Source organism: Stenotrophomonas sp. SORGH_AS_0321, assembly GCF_031453215.1.
In the GTDB taxonomy this organism is placed as follows: domain Bacteria; phylum Pseudomonadota; class Gammaproteobacteria; order Xanthomonadales; family Xanthomonadaceae; genus Stenotrophomonas; species Stenotrophomonas chelatiphaga.
The window spans coordinates 725,829-744,388 of sequence record NZ_JAVIZG010000001.1 but is presented as its reverse complement, the minus strand read 5'-3'; the positions used below and the strand labels follow the sequence as shown (position 1 = coordinate 744,388).

Below are 18,560 nucleotides of genomic sequence, written 5' to 3'. Positions count from 1 at the left end.
GCGCAGCGGAAGGCACAAGCGTGACGACCAGCGGTCGTCACTACCATCGCCGTGGTAGCGCCGAGCCGTGCTCGGCGAGCGCAGCGGAAGGCAGAAGCGTGACGGCCAGCGGCCGTCACTACCTGCGGCGAAGCCGCCGTATCATGGGCGGCATGAAGATCTATCTCGTCGGCGGCGCGGTACGCGACCGCCTGCTGCAGCGCCCCGCCGGTGACCGCGACTGGATGGTGGTCGGCGCCACGCCCGCGCAGATGGAGGCCCAGGGCTTCCGTGCGGTCGGGCGCGACTTCCCCGTGTTCCTGCATCCGGACACCAGCGAGGAATACGCCCTGGCCCGCACCGAGCGCAAATCCGGCCGCGGCTACCGCGGTTTCGTAGTCGATGCCGATCCGTCGGTAACGCTGGAAGAAGACCTGCAGCGCCGCGACTTCACCATCAACGCCATCGCCTGCGATGAGGAAAGCGGCCAACTCGTCGATCCGTATGGCGGCATCGGCGATATCGAAAACCGCGTGCTGCGCCATGTCGGCCCGGCCTTTGTCGAAGACCCGCTACGGGTCCTGCGTGCGGCCCGTTTCATGGCCCGCTTCGCGCCGCTCGGCTTCACCATCGCCGATGAAACCCTGGCATTGATGCGCGAAGTCGCCGCCAGTGGCGAGCTCGACGCACTGGTGCCCGAACGCGTGTGGCAGGAACTGCGCCGCGCCTTGGCGTCGGAGCGCCCGTCGGCGTTCCTGCGCACGCTGCATGATGCGCATGCGCTGGCGCCGATCCTGCCCGAGCTGGATGTGCTGTACGGCGTGCCGCAGCGCGCGGAGTACCACCCGGAAGTGGATACCGGCGTGCATCAGGAAATGGTCAGCGACATGGCCGCGCGCTTGGCACCGGGCGATGATCTGGTCGGCTTCGCCGCGCTCACCCACGACCTGGGCAAGGCGCTCACGCCACAGCAGGAATGGCCGCGCCACATCATGCACGAGCAGCGCGGACTGGAGCCGTTGAAGGCGCTGTGCGCGCGCCTGAAGGTCCCGGCCGAGCACCAGCAGCTGGCCGAAGCCGTATGCCGCGAGCACCTCAACGTGCACCGCATCGACGAGCTGCGCGATGCCACCGTGCTGGAGCTGCTGGGCCGCTGCGATGCCCTGCGTCGGCCGGAACGCGTGGCCCGCATCGCGCTGTGCTGCGAGGCCGACAAGCGCGGACGGCTCGGTTTCGAGGACGGCGACTACCCCCAGGGTGAGACCCTCAAACGCCTGCACCGGGCCGCGTTGTCCGTGCAGGCGCGTGACCTGGACACCACCCACCTGAAGGGGCCGGCGATCGGCCAGGCGCTGGCCAGGGCCCGCATCGCCGCGATTGCGGCGGCACGCTGAGCCGCCCGGCGTCTTGCAGGTGACCGTAGCTTCAATCATGTTCTCGCGCTCTACGCCGAGCACCTGATTGCACTCAAGCAGTAGCCGGCACGGTCCACGACTGCACTGGCTCAGGCCAACACCACCCGCAACTGGATGCCGAGCGCGCGCATCACGCCCAGTACGCTGTCGAAATACAGTGGCCGCGTGCCGTTCAACTGGCGGCGCATGGCTTCCCCGCTCACCCCGCAGTGGCGTGCGATGGCGTCGATGCCGTGCAGTTCGGACACCAGCAGCAACGCCCGTGCGAAGGTGGTTTCATCGTAATGCGTCATGTGCAGGCGATCATCCAGGTACTCGGCCATCTCCGCAGCCCGCGGATTGGGCGCGCTCACGGACTGCCCCACGTGGCGTCGGCGGACGAGCGGACCAGCGCACGTCCGGACACGATCAGGCCTTCGACCAGATGGTCGCTGAGGCCACCGTCCGGCTGGCCCTCCACCCGCCCCAGATGCACCGAATGCAGGATCTCGAAGATCGATGCGAGTCCCTGCAGGGTGCCCCGGGATACCGCGACATGGTCCATGCGCGGCAGGTCCGCGTGGCAGCCACTGCCGGTCAGCGGCGCGTCGTGCCCGCCGTCCGCAACGACGCGCAGGTGGGACACGCGGTTCTCTGCGTCGCGGGAGGTCTCGAACTCCTCCAGCTTCCGCTCCAGGCGTTCGATGAAGTACGGCGGGAAGTCGTGCATCTTGTCGCCCATCAGGGCGTACAGCCGCTTCGCACTCAGGGGGTGTTTCGGATCCATCGGATACCTCGCAAGGCGTGAGGCCACCCACGCCAAGGCGCGGGGTGGCGGGCGATGCGGGTTAGCATACCGGTCGAAGACAGCCAAAAAATCCGGCGGATCAGGGATCCCCCACATCGCCCACCGTATGAACGGCACGCGATGCAGTGCATTCTCCGCCGTGCCCAAGGGGCATAACAGAGTCAAAAAGCCATCTTCGAATCAGGATGCTAATCCCGGCTGACGCTCTTCGTCGCCAGCTCCTCTATCCCACCAGCCACATGCCATTGCGTACATGGGCAAAACTGCATTCTCAGCCGGCCAACACCGTGTATCGGTCATCCGGCAACCGCTGGCCGACGCCTCCACGGCATCGGCCAGCAGCGCTGCTCAGCGGGCTTCGCCGCGGGTGAACGCGTCGGCGCGCTGCTTCAGCTGCACCACCGCATCGGGGATCATCTCCATGCCCAGGTCGAAACCGGGGTTGAGCACGATGCCGACGCCGTCGGAAATCGCGCTCAGCAGCCAGCGCACTTCCACCTGCAGGGCGTTCTCGAACTGCGGCAACTGCTCGCTCCACGCGCTGGCACGTTCCACCGCGGAGAAGATCGCGAACATCGGCTCATCGGCTTCGCTGGTCAGCACCAGCGGATTGATCGATTCATCCCAGTCCGCGTCCGGGCCGACCGGCTTGTCCAGCAACACGAACACCTGGTCGCCCAGCAGGCTGTCCAGGAACGCGGGCGCCTGCAGGGTGCCGTCCTGCGCCTGCACCAGGCGCACTTCCAGATCGTTCAGTGGTTCAAAGGGGGCTTCGGCTTCCACGGTTACTCCTGCTTGCGTGCTCACACGCGTGATCGATAGCGCGACTTTAGCAGGCCGTGGCGTTGTCATCCTGTGGACCGGCGCAGCCACCACCCCACGCTGAAGCCCGTGGCCACCCAGAACACCAGCCCGGCCAGCACACAGGCGTCGCCGTCCTCGGCGCGGCGCGAACGCAGCAGCCGCAGGATCAGGTAGCCGGTCCCACCCAGCACGATCTCCACGACGAACCAGGCCAGCTGCTGCAACAACCAGCGCAGCAGGGCCGCCAGTCCCTCGCCGATGATCTCACCCGGCACGCGGGGCGGCCTTGGCCTGGGCGACGCAGCCCGGCTGCGAGAGCAGCCAACGGTGGGCCGCGGCCAGCGTCGCCGCTTCGCCGTCGGTGACCTGGTCCGGCACGATCGGTCCGCCGTCGCCCACGCCGTTGCGGTCGGCCATCAGCGTGTCGGTCAGCAGGAAAAGCGTGCCATCGGGCAGGCGGATGGAGGAATTGGAGGTAGCAAAGCCAGCCGTCGGCGCGCCGAAGCTGCGCGTATCCGGGCGTCCACGGAAAGCAAGTGCGGTGGCTTCGCCGGAACTGGCGGTGCGTTCGCCCAACAGCACCGCCACCGGCCCGCCGGGCTCGCGCAGGCGGTATCCGGGTTGGCCAAATCCCAGCATCGGCCGGCCTTTCGCCATCAGCGTGCCGTCGTGCGATTCCCACGGCACGTTCGGTCCCGCGCCACGCAGCATGCCGAGCACCTGGATGCCATCGCCGGGGATGCGCAGCAGCGGCTCCACGCCCAGCAGCATCGGCCACATGTTGCCGCCGCTGTTGTTGCGCAGGTCGACGATCCAGCCGCAACGCGGGCTGGAATCGGCATCGCGCAGGCGTTGCTGCAGCGCCACTGCCCGCTGCACCGACTGCCGCGCCTGCTCTGCCGGGGTGCTGGCCAGGGTCGGTGAAAAGCGATCGACCGCCACCCAGCCAAGCCGGCGATCCAGCGTGGCAGGCAGGCCGCCGCGCCCCGCTGCGGCGCCCGCGCCAGGCACTGCGTTGAGCTGCGCGGGCAGCTGCACGCTGCCGGCGGCTACCCAACGTCCATGGCCCTTGGAACTGCGCTGGATGGCAGCATCCAGCACGGCGCGGACCCGTGCGGGGTCGCCGTGCGCGCGGGCGATATCAGCGCGTACCACCGTCCAGTCCACCGCCTCGCGGTACAGCGCCCGCTGTTCCATCAGGTCGAGCATTTTCGCCAGCGATTCCGCTGAAGGAACGTCCACCGCCTGCGCCACGGCAGGCACCAGCATCATCGCAACCACCCACGCACAGCGACCGGCCATCGCGCTACATCCATGTAGAGGAAGCCGGATGATACGTGAACGCTGGGCGCGAACGCGATGTTCCGCACAGCCCGCCGGGCATGGCCCGGCGCTGCCGCCAGGCCCCGGCGGAAAGCCTTACCAATCGAAGCGCAGGCCGATGTTGCCCTCTACGCTCCTGCGTTCACGGTTGCGGTCCTCCAAGTCGCGCGTGTAGTCAGCCACCGCGTACGCGCTCACGTTGCGGTTGAACCGCCCCACCACGCCCACGCCGACTTCCCAGGCGCTGCTCTCCTGCCCGGCGACGATGCGGTTGCTGCCGAAGTCCACGCGGTTGTCGCCATCCAGCGTCTTCCAGTAATTGAGCTTGAAATACGGCTGCCAGCCGTTGTCGGCCAGTCCGTAATCGCCGGCCAGGCGCAGGCCGATGCGGCCGGTCCAGGCGTTGTCGGCGTCGAAGCGGATCGCCGCCACCGCATCGTCCGCATCATCCAGCGACTGCCGCTGCCAGATGACCTGCAGTTGCGGTTCCAGCCACCACGACGACTGGCCCAGCCGCAGCAGCGGCTTGCCCGCTTCCAGCGAGGCACTGGTGCCATCGCCGCGCACGTCGATGCCCAGCCCACGGGTGGACCACGCCTGCCCGCGGTAACGGCTCTGCATCACCACTGCATCCAGGTAGCCGCCGGCCGTGCCGACACCGGTCCAGCTCAGGCCCACGTGCTTGTCATCCAGCCGGGTCTGGCCCACGTGCACGTTCTCCCAGCCCAGCGCCAGGCCGGTGATGCGTCCGGTGGCACGGGTGCGGCCGACGAACACGCCCCACTGGCTGCGGAGGGCGCCGTCGTCGCTGGCATGCAGGTCCAGGCCGGCCTGCAGTCCCTGCAGGTCGCCGTCGAAGCCGGTCAGCGCATCACCATTCCAGTGCTGCTCCTCGCTGCTGCCGATCAAGCGGCCCCAGGCGGCGCGCGCGGCGCCCTCGCCCGCCAGCAGGCGCTGTTCGCCCTGGCGTTCGTGGAAGGTGCCCAGCGAGGCCTGCGATACCGTGCGCAGCAGTGACGGAACCACCGTATAAGCCGGTGTTTCCAGCCGGTAGATCGGGGTCACCGCGGCCTGCGACGGGCGCGCGCCGGGCGTGGGCGGGGTGGCCAGCGGGCCCGGCACCACGGCGACCTCATCGGGCACTGGCGGCGGCGGGGTGATCACCGGCGGCGCAACCGGCGCGGGCTCCGGCGGTGGCGGCGGCGGGGCCGGTTCGGGCGCGACCGGGTCGGGGTCCGGCACGCTCGGATCAACCGGCACATCCGGCGGCGGCGGCGGGGCCGGCGGCAACACCGGGGGCGGCGTGCCAAGGTCTTCCGGCGGGGCCGGCTCGGGCAACGGTGGGGTGGTCGGCGGCGGTGCCGGCGCGGGGTCCACGCTGGCCACGATGGTCGAACGCAGGTACCAGTTTTCGGCAGTGCCGCCGCTGACGCCACCCTTGAACAGGAAGTACTCGTAGGCACCTGCAGCCACCGGCGAGAACAGCGCGAACGCATCCGCGCTGGTGGTGGCGCCGTTGCCCGCCTGCACCAGCAGGATGCCATCGGCGATCGTCGCGCCACCGCCGCCGCCGGCGTTGATCACCCCGATGCCGGTGGTGCCGGTGCCGGCGCCACCGGAGATCACCAGGCGGTCACTGGCCGAACTGTCGTCACCCAGCACGGTGTTGAGGTAAAGGCCACCGCCGTTGCCGGTGTAGTTGCCGTTGATGGTGAACACATCACCGGCCGCATCGTTGCTGCTCATGTCGATGCGCCCGGCATTGAGCACGCTTGCCAACGAGCCGGCAGTGAAGGCGGACACCCCGGTGGCCCCACTGGCAAACAAGGCACTGGTGGCATCGATATCCAGCGTCCCGGTGGCGGTGCCCGCATCACCCAGCACCAGCGTGCCATCGAAGGTCATCTGGCTGTCGTTGGCCAGCGCGATGCGTTCCCAACCGGTGTAGCGCGCAACCGCAGTGGTCTTGACGTTGTCCATCGCCAGCGCATCGGTGCCGCTTCCTCCATCCAGCCGCGGCACCGCACCCAGGTGCGATTCATTGAGGTCGGACAGCCGCGCGATGTCGTCGCCCTCGCCCATGTCGATGAGGTCGTGCACCACCCCGCCGCCGCTCCAGTCCAGCGTGTCGTTGCCCACGCTCATGCGGATTTCGCCGCGCACCGTGCCGCCGGTGAGGGTCACGCTGTCATCGCCGCCACTGACACTGATGTTGCCGCCGATGTAGCCATCGGACAGGATGATCGTATCGCGGCCGAAGCCGGTGACCAGGTTGCCATCGATGGTGCCGCCGGACATGTCGAACACGTTGTTGTCCAGCTTCATGTTGACCCGGCCGATGCGGCCGCCGGTCATCTCCGCGTAGTCGCCATCTTCGAACGCGCCGACGATGCGGCCGCCGGTCATGCGGAAGGAATCGTAGTTGTCACCCTGCAGCAGCGCCCCGATGCTGCCGTCGGTCATCAGGAAGTTGTCGATGCCGTTGCCCTGCTGCACGGTGCCGGTGATGCTGCCACCGCTGACCTGCAGGCTGTCGGCACCGTCGCCCTGGTCCAGCGAGGCCAGGCTGCCTGCACTGAGCACCGCCACATCGTCGCCGCTGCCCTGCGTGGCCGCGCCCGCCACGCTGCCGCCCTGCACCTCCAGCCGGTCGTTGCCCGCGCCCTGCGCCAGCGTCCCGCCAATGCGGCCGCCGCTGCGCAGGATGGCGGTGTCATTGCCGCCGCCTTGGTCGACAGCGCCGGCGATGCTGCCGGACAGATCAAGCAGATCGTCACCGTCGCCAAGCGCCATGGCGCCGCTCAGCGTGCCGCCCGCGTCGATGAAGACCTGCTGCGCGCCCGCATCACCGCTGACGTTGGCAGCGCCGCCGGCCTGGGTCTGCAGCACGTTCTGCAGCCGCAGCGTGGTGCCGCCGGCCATCGACACGCCTGCGGTCTGCAGTGCGCTGGCCGCGACCAGCGTGCCGCCCAGCAGCGATGTCGCCCCGCCTGCGTTCGTCGTGCCGGCCAGGGTCAGCACGCCCGCGCCGGTTTTTTCCAGCGCACCGGTTCCGTTGATGGCGCCCACGTAGGTGCCGTCGTCGGCCTGTGCGAAGCGCACCAGCCCGTTGTTGGTGACCGTCGGTGGCAGGCTCTGCGCGCGTGCTTCCAGCGTGCCCGCCGGCTCCACCACCACCTGCCCGGTGTACTGCGCGTTGTTGCCGGTCAAGGCCAGCGTGCCCGCCTGCACGGTTGCCAGGGTGACCCCGGTGATGGTGCCGGACAGCGTCCAGCGGCCGCTGTCATTCTTGGTCAGCGCTTCGAAGCCGACGAAGTTGCCGGGCAGCGTGGAATCGCCGGTGCCACTGAGGAAGATCGCATCGGTACCGGCGCCGCCGCTGAAGTTGCCGGTGATCACCGAGCCGGTGAACAGGCGCAGGATGTCATCGCCGCCGGCCAGCGACACATTGCCGATCACCTGGCCGCGATTGGTGAAATCCAGCGCGCCGTTGCCGGACCCGCCGATCACCGTGCCGGGGGCCTGGATGATGCCGGTCTCGGTATTGATGACGGTGTTGAGGCCACTGGTGTTCTGCGACCAGATGGCGACCGAGTTGCTCGCGCGGATCGTGCCACTGTTGGTGACCACGTTGCCCGCGCCCTGGAAGTTGATCGCTTCGGCGCTGCCCTGCGTGCCCTGCGCGAGGATCTGCCCGCCTGCTGCCACGTTGATGATGCCGTTGCTGCGCACCTCCACGGTGTTGCCACCGGTGTTGAACAACCCCGCGACGCTGGTTGCGGTGGCGCTGACGGTGCTGCCGGCGCCGATCGAAACGGTCGCGTTGTCGCGCAGCGAGATCGCGTTGGCGTTACCCACGGCAACCGTGGCACCGGGCTGCAGTTGCACCGAGCGGTTGTCTTCGGCTGCGTTGTTGCCGGTGCCCAGCGTGCTGGTCCATGGCGTGGGCGGGTTGGCGTCGCAGACCGTGCTGGTGCCGGTGGTAATGCAGTCGGCACTGACGTTCAGGGTGGCCAGCAGCAGCGCGGTGCCTGCCATGGCCCGCGCGTGGAGAAGCGTTGAGATGCTGAATGCAAGCCGGGAAGGAACGGGACGGTGCATGGGACGTTCTCCAACATGGTGATCGGAAAAAGCGAAATGCGACTGAACGTGCCGGCATCGACGCCCACCCCGTGCGCCGCCCGCCTGCTGCGGCTGTCCCCGGACTGTCCCCTGCGTCGGTAACCGTAACAGGGTCCTGCGGCCGCAGTCTGACACTGCCGCCTACGTATTTTCCACATCTTAAATGTGATGAAGTTCACGCATTAAGCGTGAATACGCGCGCTACTCACCGCTCTGCAACATCACTGAACAGGTTCAGATCTTCAGGTGAATACGGCGGGTGTCCAGCCACCAGGCCACCGCCCACCAAGCAGCGACGAAGGACACGGCGATCAGCAGCGAGGTCGTTGCCAGCTGCGTCGGCAGTGCGCCGGCGGCAATGTTCCAGGCTGCCTGCCAGAGGCCGCTGGCGCCGAGCAGCACCGACATCACCGATGCGCCGAGGTACACGGTGATGGCATTGACGCCGAAGCGGCGCCCCAGCGCCGGCCAGCCGTGCTGGTCGACCAGCCAGTGCGCGGCGAGCAGGGCGATGATCGCCAGCCCCCCCGTCCAGAGCACGTACGGGGGCGTCCACAGATGCTTGTTGAGTGGCAGCCAGGCCGCTGCCGCCAAGCCGATCGCCATCAGCAGCGCGCCACCGATGGCCAGCCGCAGCGTCTGCCCGGCGCGCAGCATCTGCCCCGCCAGCAGCCCGAGCAGCGTGCTGGCCAGCGCACCCAGCGTACTGGCCAGCCCTTCCGGATCATGGCCCAGCCCGGTCGCCGCGTCGTACTGGTAGATCCACGGGGCGAACAGCGCCGTGTCCAGCCGACTGACCGGATTGTGCAGCGGCGCCAGCGTGTCGGCGGCCAGCAGCAGGCCCGCGTAGCCGGCCAGCAGCACCACCAGCGCCGTCCATTGCAGCCGCGCACGCGCATGCACCGCCAGCAGGCCGACCAGCGCCGAACACACCGCGATGCGTTGCAATACGCCCCACAAACGGTAGTGCGGCAGCTCCAGCAGCCACCACGCCAGCGCGTGCAGCAGCAGGCCGGCAACCAGTATCCGCAGCGCGCGGGTCAGTACGCCGCGCGCCAACGCAGGCCGCGCCACCGCGTCCGCGGCGCATGGCACCACGCTGAACGCCATCGACACGCCGACCAGGAACAGGAAGAACGGAAACACCAGGTCGGTAGGCGTGCAGCCGTGCCACGCCGCATGCAGCAGTGGCGCATGCACGTGGCCCCAGTCACCCGGGTTGTTGACCAGCAACATCGCCGCCACGGTGATCCCGCGCAGTGCATCGATCGATGCCAGGCGCGCGCCGGCGGCCGTGCTCATGCTGCTTCGTACTGCCCGGCGATCCAGGTACCGCGCACCTGCAGGGCATCGTCCAGCAGCACCAGGTCGGCCTGGAAGCCCTCGGCGATATGGCCCAGGCGATCATCGACGTTGAGGAAGCGCGCGGGATAGGTCGAGGCCATGCGTGCTGCTTCGGCAAGCGGCTGGCCGAGCAGCTGCACGGTGTTGCGTACTGCCGTGGCCATGTCCAGCGCCGAACCGGCCAGCGAACCGGCCGCGTTGCGCACCACGCCGTCCACGGCGGTGATGATCTCACCGTACAGTTCGTAGCTGGGGTCATCCGCACCGACCGGCGGCATCGCATCGGTCACCAGCAGCAGGCGGCCGCGCGGCTTGGCGGCAAGCGCCACGCGCAGGCTGCCCGGATGCACGTGCACGCCATCGACGATGATGCCGACCCAGCTGTCGCGGTCTTCCAGCGCGGCCCCCACCGCACCCGGCTCGCGGCCCTGCAGCGGTGACATCGCGTTGTACAGGTGGGTGAAGCCACGGATACCGGCATCCAGCCCGGCACGCACTTCTTCATAGCTGGCTGCGGTATGCCCGGCCGCCACGATCACCCCACGCTCCACCAGTGCGCGGATGGTCTCCAGCGGCACCCGCTCCGGCGCCAGCGTCAGCAGGGTCACGCCATTGTCCAGCGATGCCGCCAACGCGATTTCATCGGCGTCCGGCACGCGGAACTTGCTGACATCGTGCGTGCCTTTGCGCGCCGGCGCGATATACGGACCTTCCAGGTGGATGCCGATCACCCCGGGCACCTCCTGCGCGATGGCATCGTGGGTGGCGGCGATCGCCGCGCGCATCACCTGCAGGTCATCGCTGATCAGCGTCGGCAGCAGCGCGGTGGTGCCGAAGCGGCGATGTGCCGCGGCGATCGTGCGCAGGGTCGCCACGTCCGGGGTGTTGTTGAACAGCGCACCGCCGCCGCCGTTGACCTGCACGTCGATGAAGCCAGGCAGCAGCCACCCACCGCCCAGGTCCACCTGCTCGTCGGCCTGCCCCAGCTGCGGCGCCGCGTCGGGCAGCACCGCAAGGATGCGACCGTCTTCGATCACCAGCGCGAGGTCATCGCGGAATTCGTCGCCCACCAGCATGCGGGCATTGCGCAGCACCTGCTTCATCAGACGGTCTCCGTGACCTTGTTCAGATGCGGCGGCAGGTCGGGGTTGTGCCCGCGACGCAGCGCCAGCGCGTTGATCGCGCGGTAGAAGCTCTGCACCGTCAGCAACGGCGCGCAGAGCGGATGCGGCGCCGCTGCCACCGGCAGGTCACCGCCAGCGCCTGCCAACCACACCTGCGCACCGCGGGCGGCGAACTCGTCGGCCACCGCGCGGGTACCGGCACCGGTTTCGTCGGGCTGGGCGAAGGCCAGCACCGGGAAGCCCGGCCCGACCAGCGCCATCGGCCCGTGCTTGACCTCCGCCGAGCTGTACGCTTCGGCATGCAGGCCACAGGTTTCCTTGAACTTCAGCGCCGCTTCCTGCGCCGCGCCCAGGCCCAGGCCACGCCCCAGCACGAACAGATTGGACGCCTCGACCAGGCCCTCGGTGACCGTGCTCCAGTCCGCCTGCCAGGCCTGGCGCAATGCCGCCGGCAGCGCGTCCAGCGCCGTACGCAGCGCGCTGTCCTGCTTCCAGTACGCGGCCAGCTGCAGCACAGCGGCCAGCGAAGCGAGATAACTCTTGGTCGCCGCTACGCTGCGCTCGGCACCGGCGTGCAGCGGAATCACCGTATCGGCCAGCTGCGCCAACGGCGAATCTTCCACGTTGACCAGCGCCACCACGCGCGCGCCGGCGGCCTTGGCCGCTTCGGCATTGCGCAGCAGGTCCGGGCTCTTGCCGGACTGGGAGATCACGATGAACAACGCACCGCGCAGCTGCAACGGCGCGGCATACACCGATCCCACCGATGGCGAAGCGGACGCCACCACCAGCCCGAGCTGGGTTTCCAGCAGGTACTTGGCATAGGTGGCGGCATGGTCGGAGCTGCCGCGCGCGCAGGTCACCACGAACGGCGGCGGCGCAGCGCGCAGGCTGGCAGCCAGCGTCTCCATGACGCCATGGTTGCGCGCGAACTGGGCTGCGATGACATCGGCCGCCTCGGCGGCTTCGCGGAACATCAACGTGTCGGCAGGGGCTGGCAGGGTCATGGCGGTACTCAAGGGGGATCGGAAGGAAGGGCGCGCGCGGCGGCCGGACGCATCGGCGCGGTCGAACCACGCACCACCAGCTGCGGCACGAAGCCCTGGTTGTGCAGCGGCGACGGCGCATCGTCATACGCATCGCTGCGCAGCTGTGCGATCAGCAGGCGCGCGGCATGCCGGGCGATGTCTTCGGTGGCCTGCTTGGCGGTGGTCAGCGGTGGCCAGGACTGGCGCGAGAACGGACTGTCCTCGAAGCCGGCGATGGACAGGTCATAGGGCACGTTCATGCCGGCCGACTTCGCTGCCGCCAGCACGCCGGCGGCGATTTCGTCGTTGGACCCGAAGATGGCGGTCGGCGGTTCGCGCAGCGCCAGCAGGCGCCGTGCACCGCGGAAGCCGTCGTCGAAGGTGTAGTCGCCCTGCACCACCAGGTGCTTGTCCACGGTCATGCCGTAGTCCTTCAACGCGGCTTCGTAACCGGCGTGGCGCTCCACCGAAGATCGGTGCGAACTGCCGCCCCACAGGAAGCCGATGCGCTGGTGACCGAGCTGGATCAGGTGCTCGGTGACCTCGTAGGCGGCCTCGCGGTCGTCCACGAACACGCACGCACCATCGGCCGGGTCTTCGGTGGCCGCGATGATGCGCACCAGCTTGATGCCGCGCGCGGTCAGTGCCTGCACCAGGTCGCGGCGCTCGGACATCGGTGCGGTCAGCACCAGCCCGGCCAGCCGCGAGCGCTGCACCCAGTCGGCCAGCTCTTCGGCCAGCAGCGGCGAACTGGAATCACACGGGTGGATCTGCAGCCCGAAGCCGGTTTCGCGGCAGGCCGCCAGCACGCCGTTCTGCACGCCGATGATGTGGTACGGGTTGGGGTTGTCATACACCAGACCCACCACGAAGGTGGTGCCGCTGCGCAGGTTGCGCGCCGAAGGATCCGGCTCGTAATCCAGTTCGGCCACCGCGCGCAGCACCCGCGCGCGGGTGGCCTGCATCACCGACGGCTCGTTGTTGATGACGCGCGACACGGTCTTCAGCGAGACCTTGGCCTTTTCGGCGACATCCTTGATTGTGGCTCTGCGCATTGCCGTTCCCTGCGATTGATCCGTGGCGCCCATGATCGCCGATCAGGCAGCGTCGCGTGGCAGGCCCGCGCGGTGCCCGATGGTCGAATAGAACAGGATGTACAGGTAGCAGGGGACCATCAGCAGCAGGAACACCAACTGGAAGTCGACGTGCTGCTTGAGCACGGCAAAGGCCTGCGGAATGATCGCACCGCCCGCGATGCCCATCACCAACAGGGCCGAACCGGTCTCGGTGAAGCGGCCCAGGCCGCGGATCGCCAGCGGGAAGATCGCTGGCCACATCATTGCGTTGGCGAATCCAAGCAGTGCCACGAAGGCGACCGACACATACCCATGGGTGAAGTAGGCGCCCACGCAGAACAGCACGCCGAGCGAGGCGGAAATGCTCAGGTAGCGCGACTGGGAAACAAAACGGGGGATCAGCAGCAGGCCCACCACGTAGCCCACCAGCATCGCCCCCAAGGTAAGCGAGGTGAACATCTTGGTCTGGTCCAGCGGCAGGTCGAATCCGTGGCCGTAGGTGCCGATGGCATCACCGGCCATCACTTCCACGCCCACATAGACGAACAGGCAAAGCACGCCCAGCCACAGGTGCGGGAACTGGAAGATGCTGCTGCGCTCGATCCCGCCCTTGCCCGCCGGTGCGGCGTTGGCCTCGGAGGATTTCAGTTCGGGCAGCGGCGAGAACAGGACCGCCACCGACAGCACCACCAGCAGCGCCGCCATGCCCAGGTAAGGCGCATGGATCTTGGCGGCGAAGTCGTTGAGCAGTGCGGCGCGCGTTGCAACGTCCGCCTGCTCCACCGCGGTGGAAAGGTCGCCCACGCCATGCAGCACCAGGGTCCCGATCAGCACCGGCGCGAGCATGCCGGCGACCTTGTTGCAGATACCCATCAGCGCGATGCGCCGTGCCGCGGTTTCAATCGGCCCCAGGATGCTGATGTACGGATTGATCGCAGTCTGCAGCAGGGCAAGGCCGCTGCCGATGATGAAAAGACCGCCCAGCGCGCCCGGGTACCAACGTTGCGTGGCGAACTCACCAAACGTCGCTGCACCGGCGGCCATCACCAGCAGGCTCAGGCTCAGCCCTTTCTTCATGCCGGTACGGCGCAGTATCCATGAGGACGGCAGCGCCAGGAAGAAGTAGGACAGGTAGAACACCATCAGCACCAGGAACGCGCCGACTTCGTCGAGCTCGAAAGCCAGCTTGACGAAGGTGATCAGCGGTCCGTTGAGCCAGGTGAAGAAACCGATCAGGAAGAACAGCACGCCGACGATGGCGATGGACGTGGTGACGCTGGTACGCGCACCTGCAGCGTGGACGGCGGACATCGGCAAGGCTCCTGCTGCGACGTCGCACGGGGCGTCGTCGACGAGTGGCTGGGAACAACGTTGTCACATTCTTTCGACGGCCGTGGGGACTTTGTCAACTCACAAAATCGGCGGCGCCCTGTTTGCTGCGTCGCCGCATGTCTTGAGATGCCGGACCCAATGAATGCGCTCGACCGCTGGAGCGCCTGCGCGGCGGGACTTTGCCCGGCCGACGGAAGATCGACATGTAATCGTTTTCGGTGGAAACCATCCCTTGCAATGCAGCAACGAAAAATTTACGAAGCCGTTGACATCGTTGTCAACAGAGCTTCATATTTCGCTCAACGGCGGGTCAATCATGGCCCGCACTCCGCAGGAGCCCGCGTGACCGCTGCCAGCCATCCCGCACCCACCCACGCCCTCTCCACTGCAGCGCCGGGCTTCCTGGCCGCAGACGTGGGTGGAACCCATGTGAGGGTCGCCCGCGTCGAGGCCAGCGGCGATGCAGCGCATCCGGTGCGCGTGCTGGACTACCGCAAGTACCGCAACGCGGACCACCCTGGCCTGGGCGCGATTCTTTCCGACTTCCTCGGCGACGGCATGCGGCCAGCGCATTGCGTGGTGGCCACCGCCGGCTACGCCCGTGAAGACGGCACGGTGATCACCGCGAACGTTCCATGGCCGCTGTCCGCTCGTCAGCTGGAAACCGAGGTCGGCGTGCAGCACGTGCACATCGTCAATGATTTCGAAGCCGTGGCCCACGCGGCGGCCCAGGTCGATGCAAGCGGCGTGCTGCAGTTGTGCGGGCCGGACAGCGCGTCCATCGGCCCCACCCTGGTAGTGGGCCCTGGCACCGGCCTGGGAGCGGCACTGTGGATTCCGACCGCGCACGGTCCAGTGGTGCTGGCGACCGAAGCCGGCCAGGCCAGTCTCGCCGCCAGCGACGCGCTGGAAATGGCGATCCTGCGCCACATGTTGCGCGGCCGTTCCCATGTGTCGGTAGAACATGCGCTGTCGGGTCCCGGCCTGATCAACCTGTACACCGCGCTGTGCGCACTGGAAGACAGGCCCGCGCTGCTGGGCAGCCCCGATGCGGTGACCGCTGCGGCCATCGCGGGCACCGATGCGCTGGCACGCAGGGCGCTGGACGTGTTCTGCGGCCTGCTTGGCAGCACCGTGGGTGACATGGCCCTGCTGTACGGCGCCCATGGCGGGGTCTATCTGGCCGGCGGCATCCTGCCGAAGATCCGCGACTACCTGCGCGACAGCACCTTCGTCGCGCGCTATCTCAACAAGGGACCGATGAGCGAAGCGCTGCAGCGGATCCCGGTGAAGGTGGTCGAGCACGGCCAGCTGGGCGTTATCGGCGCCGCCAGCTGGTACCTCGGCCAGCAGCCCCGCTGAGGCTGCGGCGCGCTGGAGCGCGCGGCGGCCTGGACGAACGACGCGGTACCCGGAACACGCAGCACGCTGTACCCGGAACACCCGACCCGCCGGCCGCGGCGAGGTCGTACGACAGCAACAACCACGCGCCGACGCGGCGAAACTTCGTGTGATGAGGAGAGACATCATGAACACCCGCAAGTCCGTACTTTCGGCCGCCATCGTCGGCTGCCTGGCCTTCAGTGCCCACGCCCAGCAGACCCAGACCCCGCAGGACCTGGACACGATCACCGTGGTCGGCATCCGCGCCAGCCTGGAAAAATCCCTGGACACCAAGCGCAACAACGTCGGTGTGTCCGAAGCGATCACCGCCGAGGACATCGGCAAGTTCCCCAGCACCAATGTGGCTGAAGCGCTGTCGCAGATTCCCGGCGTCACCCTGGACCGTCGCTTCGGCCAGGGCGAGCGGGTCAGCATCGACGGCACCGACCCCAGCCTCAACCTGTCCTTCCTGGATGGCCACCCGGTCGCCCAGGCGATCTGGTTGTATGGCGAACAGCCCAACCGCGGCTTCGACTACACCCTGCTGTCGCCGCAGATCCTCGGACGTGCGGAGATCATCAAGTCCTCCGAAGCACGCCTGACCGAAGGCAGCCTCGGCGGCACCGTGCTGATGCACACCCGCCAGCCGCTGGACCTGAAGAAGAACGAAGTGGCTGCCTCGGTGGGCTACAGCTACAGCCAGCAGGCCAGCGAAGGCAAGCCGAACGCATCGGCGCTGTACAGCTGGAAGAACGACGACGAGACGTTCGGCATCGCGGTGTCCGCGCAGCATTACGAAGAAGCGATCGACCGTCAGGGCATCGAGGTCTTCGGCTACGCCAAGGCCAGCAGCTTCACCAACGCAGCGGGCGTGGCGGGCGATGTCGACGTGCCGAACTCGATCAACGCCGCCTGGTTCCAGCAGGAGCGCAAGCGCGACAGCGCCGTGGTCAACCTGCAGTTCAAGCCGACCGAGGAACTGGAGTTCAACCTCAGCGGCCTGTACATCAAGGAAAACTTCGACAACTACAACCAGTCGATGTATTCCTTCCTGACCTGGAACGACGGCACGCGCAACGCCATCGACCAGCTCGGCGACGTGCGCAACGGCGTGGCCACCAGCGGCCATTCCACTGCCAACGCAGATGCCACCAGCGGCACGGTCATCTATGACAACAACGTGCGCGAATCCGAAGTCACCACCAAGGGCCTGGACCTGCGTGGCGCCTGGAAGGGCGAAGGCTGGGGCATCAACGGCCAGGTCGGCCAGAGCAAGTCGGAAAACAAGAACCTGGCACAGTACTTCATCGAGCCGGTGTACAACGGGGGCTACAGCTGGAATGTCGATGATGGCCTGACCTTCGATGATCCGGCAGGCGCGCGTGACCCGGCGAACTGGGGCGCTCCCGGTGGCTGGCTCGGCAACAACGGCATCTTCGCCACCGAGAGCAAGGACACCTACGCGCAGCTGGACTTCAACGTGCAGTTCGACAGCGTGTTCAACCAGCTGCAGTTCGGCGTGCGCCACGGCAAGCACGAAGAAAACTTCGAGCTCAACGTGTACGGCGGCGTGCGTACCGGCACCCTGGCCGACGTCGGCACCATCGGCCTGACCGACGGCATCCAGGGCTTCGGTGACGACCAGTCGCGCCACATCCAGGTCGGCCCGTGACAACGTGCTGGCCTGGGTCAAGGGCAGCCCGCTGGACTTCGCCAACCCGGATCCGTCCAGCTACCTCAACAACAGCTGGGCGCTGGAGCAGACCAACAACGCGGCCTATGCGCAGTTGAACTTCTCCAACGGCCCGCTGCGCGGCAACGTGGGCGTGCGCTACGTCGATTCCAAGACCGACGGCAGCGGTTTCGTCTACGGCGGCACGCCGACCCTGACCGACCTGGACAGCAAGTGGCAGACCCAGTCCAAGAAGGAAGACTTCGTGCTGCCGTCGGTGAGCCTGGCCTGGGATACCGACAGCGACTGGGTGTTCCGTTTCTCCGGTGCGAAGGTGATCGCCTGGGCACCGTACAACCAGATGGTCAACAACACCTTCCTCAACGATACCCAGCTCACCGGTTCTGGCGGCAACGCCAACCTGTCGCCGTATGAGTCGTGGAACTTCAACGCTTCGGCCGAGTACTACTTCGCGCCGCAGGCCGTCGTGGCGTGGTCGATCTTCTACAAGAAGATCGAGAACTACATCGACACCTCGGCCACCATCGAGCGCCAGTACAACTCGATCCGCGATACCTCGCCGCTGACCTGGGACAGCATCGTCGGCACCAACGGCTGCACCGCCGATGGTTACTGCGACTACAGCATCCAGCGTCCGCGCAACGCCGGCAGCGGCCACGTCAAGGGCTTCAACCTGAGCTTCCAGCAGCCCTTCGGCGAAAGCGGCTTCGGCCTGACCGGCAACTACACCTACGCCAACGGCGAGAACAACACCGGTGATCCGCTGCCTTACCAGTCGCGCAACGCCGTGGCCTTCAGCCCCTACTACGAGAAGGGTCCGCTGAATGCCCGCCTGACCTACAACTGGCGTGACAGCTACCTGGCCGGCGGCTACGTGGCCGGCGCCGCACCGGCCAGCGTGGACGACTACGCCGAACTGGGTGCGAGCATCGGCTACACCTTCAACGAGAACTGGTCGCTCAACATCGACGCACAGAACCTGCTGGACGAGACCTACTTCCAGTACCTGGGCGACAAGGAGCACCTGGCCGGCAAGTACAAGAGTGGCCGCCGCTACATGGCCACGGTGCACTTCAAGTTCTAAGCTGCAGCTGGCAATGTCCCATCGCAACGGGCCCGGTCATCCGGGCCCGTTGCATGATGGGGACGG

General features: G+C 67.6%; 13 protein-coding genes and 1 pseudogene. 3 read left to right on the top strand and 11 right to left on the bottom strand.

Going from position 1 to position 18,560, the window contains the following annotated elements; all coding sequences use genetic code 11:
* Positions 1-152: 152 nt before the first annotated feature.
* A complete protein-coding gene (locus QE373_RS03135) occupies positions 153-1,373 on the top strand; it encodes a multifunctional CCA addition/repair protein (protein WP_309683550.1) in 1,221 nt (406 codons plus the stop codon).
* A gap of 110 nt (positions 1,374-1,483) precedes the next feature.
* Here the strand turns inward: QE373_RS03135 and QE373_RS03130 are convergent, their stop codons facing one another.
* The 11 genes from QE373_RS03130 to QE373_RS03080 all read right to left on the bottom strand — a co-directional run bounded on the left by QE373_RS03130 (position 1,484) and on the right by QE373_RS03080 (position 14,313).
* A complete protein-coding gene (locus QE373_RS03130) occupies positions 1,484-1,747 on the bottom strand; it encodes a hypothetical protein (protein WP_309683548.1) in 264 nt (87 codons plus the stop codon).
* Positions 1,744-2,160, bottom strand: coding sequence for a hypothetical protein (locus QE373_RS03125; protein WP_309683546.1), 417 nt, complete (start codon positions 2,158-2,160; stop codon positions 1,744-1,746). The genes QE373_RS03130 and QE373_RS03125 overlap by 4 nt, the downstream gene beginning before the upstream one ends.
* A 369-nt stretch (positions 2,161-2,529) precedes the next feature.
* Positions 2,530-2,964, bottom strand: coding sequence for an SseB family protein (locus QE373_RS03120; protein WP_042614147.1), 435 nt, complete (start codon positions 2,962-2,964; stop codon positions 2,530-2,532).
* Between the two features lie 65 nt (positions 2,965-3,029).
* Positions 3,030-3,260, bottom strand: coding sequence for a hypothetical protein (locus tag QE373_RS03115; protein WP_309683543.1), 231 nt, complete (start codon positions 3,258-3,260; stop codon positions 3,030-3,032).
* A complete protein-coding gene (locus tag QE373_RS03110; protein ID WP_309683541.1) occupies positions 3,250-4,287 on the bottom strand; it encodes a S41 family peptidase in 1,038 nt (345 codons plus the stop codon). Before QE373_RS03110 ends, QE373_RS03115 begins: the two co-directional genes overlap by 11 nt.
* Positions 4,288-4,404: 117 nt before the next feature.
* Complete coding sequence (locus QE373_RS03105; RefSeq protein WP_309683539.1) at positions 4,405-8,346, bottom strand: autotransporter outer membrane beta-barrel domain-containing protein; 3,942 nt, start codon at positions 8,344-8,346, stop codon at positions 4,405-4,407.
* Between the two features lie 318 nt (positions 8,347-8,664).
* Positions 8,665-9,732, bottom strand: coding sequence for a heparan-alpha-glucosaminide N-acetyltransferase domain-containing protein (locus QE373_RS03100; protein WP_309683537.1), 1,068 nt, complete (start codon positions 9,730-9,732; stop codon positions 8,665-8,667).
* On the bottom strand, positions 9,729-10,877 hold the full coding sequence (gene nagA / locus QE373_RS03095) for an N-acetylglucosamine-6-phosphate deacetylase (protein WP_309683534.1): 1,149 nt from the start codon (positions 10,875-10,877) through the stop codon (positions 9,729-9,731). The genes QE373_RS03100 and nagA overlap by 4 nt, the downstream gene beginning before the upstream one ends.
* On the bottom strand, positions 10,877-11,905 hold the full coding sequence (locus tag QE373_RS03090; protein WP_309683531.1) for an SIS domain-containing protein: 1,029 nt from the start codon (positions 11,903-11,905) through the stop codon (positions 10,877-10,879). The genes nagA and QE373_RS03090 overlap by 1 nt, the downstream gene beginning before the upstream one ends.
* Positions 11,906-11,913: 8 nt before the next feature.
* Entirely contained in the window at positions 11,914-12,981 is a 1,068-nt protein-coding gene (locus QE373_RS03085; RefSeq protein ID WP_042614153.1) for a LacI family DNA-binding transcriptional regulator, read from the bottom strand.
* Between the two features lie 42 nt (positions 12,982-13,023).
* A complete protein-coding gene (locus QE373_RS03080; protein ID WP_057509309.1) occupies positions 13,024-14,313 on the bottom strand; it encodes a sugar MFS transporter in 1,290 nt (429 codons plus the stop codon).
* 363 nt (positions 14,314-14,676) lie between these two features.
* On the opposite strand from QE373_RS03080, the gene QE373_RS03075 reads away from it, so the two are divergent.
* Positions 14,677-15,696: a glucokinase family protein gene (locus QE373_RS03075; protein ID WP_309683523.1), complete on the top strand. Its 1,020-nt coding sequence runs from the start codon at positions 14,677-14,679 to the stop codon at positions 15,694-15,696.
* Positions 15,697-15,862: 166 nt separating this feature from the next.
* Positions 15,863-18,494, top strand: a pseudogene (locus QE373_RS03070) (TonB-dependent receptor).
* Positions 18,495-18,560 lie beyond the last annotated feature (66 nt).

Coding starts and splice junctions, on each gene's coding strand:
- QE373_RS03135 (WP_309683550.1), top strand. CDS start 153: ATGAAGATCTATCTCGTCGGCGGCGCGGTACGCGACCGCCTGCTGCAG.
- QE373_RS03125 (WP_309683546.1), bottom strand. CDS start 2,160: ATGGATCCGAAACACCCCCTGAGTGCGAAGCGGCTGTACGCCCTGATG.
- QE373_RS03110 (WP_309683541.1), bottom strand. CDS start 4,287: ATGGCCGGTCGCTGTGCGTGGGTGGTTGCGATGATGCTGGTGCCTGCC.
- QE373_RS03105 (WP_309683539.1), bottom strand. CDS start 8,346: ATGGCAGGCACCGCGCTGCTGCTGGCCACCCTGAACGTCAGTGCCGAC.
- QE373_RS03100 (WP_309683537.1), bottom strand. CDS start 9,732: ATGAGCACGGCCGCCGGCGCGCGCCTGGCATCGATCGATGCACTGCGC.
- nagA (WP_309683534.1), bottom strand. CDS start 10,877: ATGAAGCAGGTGCTGCGCAATGCCCGCATGCTGGTGGGCGACGAATTC.
- QE373_RS03090 (WP_309683531.1), bottom strand. CDS start 11,905: ATGACCCTGCCAGCCCCTGCCGACACGTTGATGTTCCGCGAAGCCGCC.
- QE373_RS03085 (WP_042614153.1), bottom strand. CDS start 12,981: ATGCGCAGAGCCACAATCAAGGATGTCGCCGAAAAGGCCAAGGTCTCG.
- QE373_RS03080 (WP_057509309.1), bottom strand. CDS start 14,313: ATGTCCGCCGTCCACGCTGCAGGTGCGCGTACCAGCGTCACCACGTCC.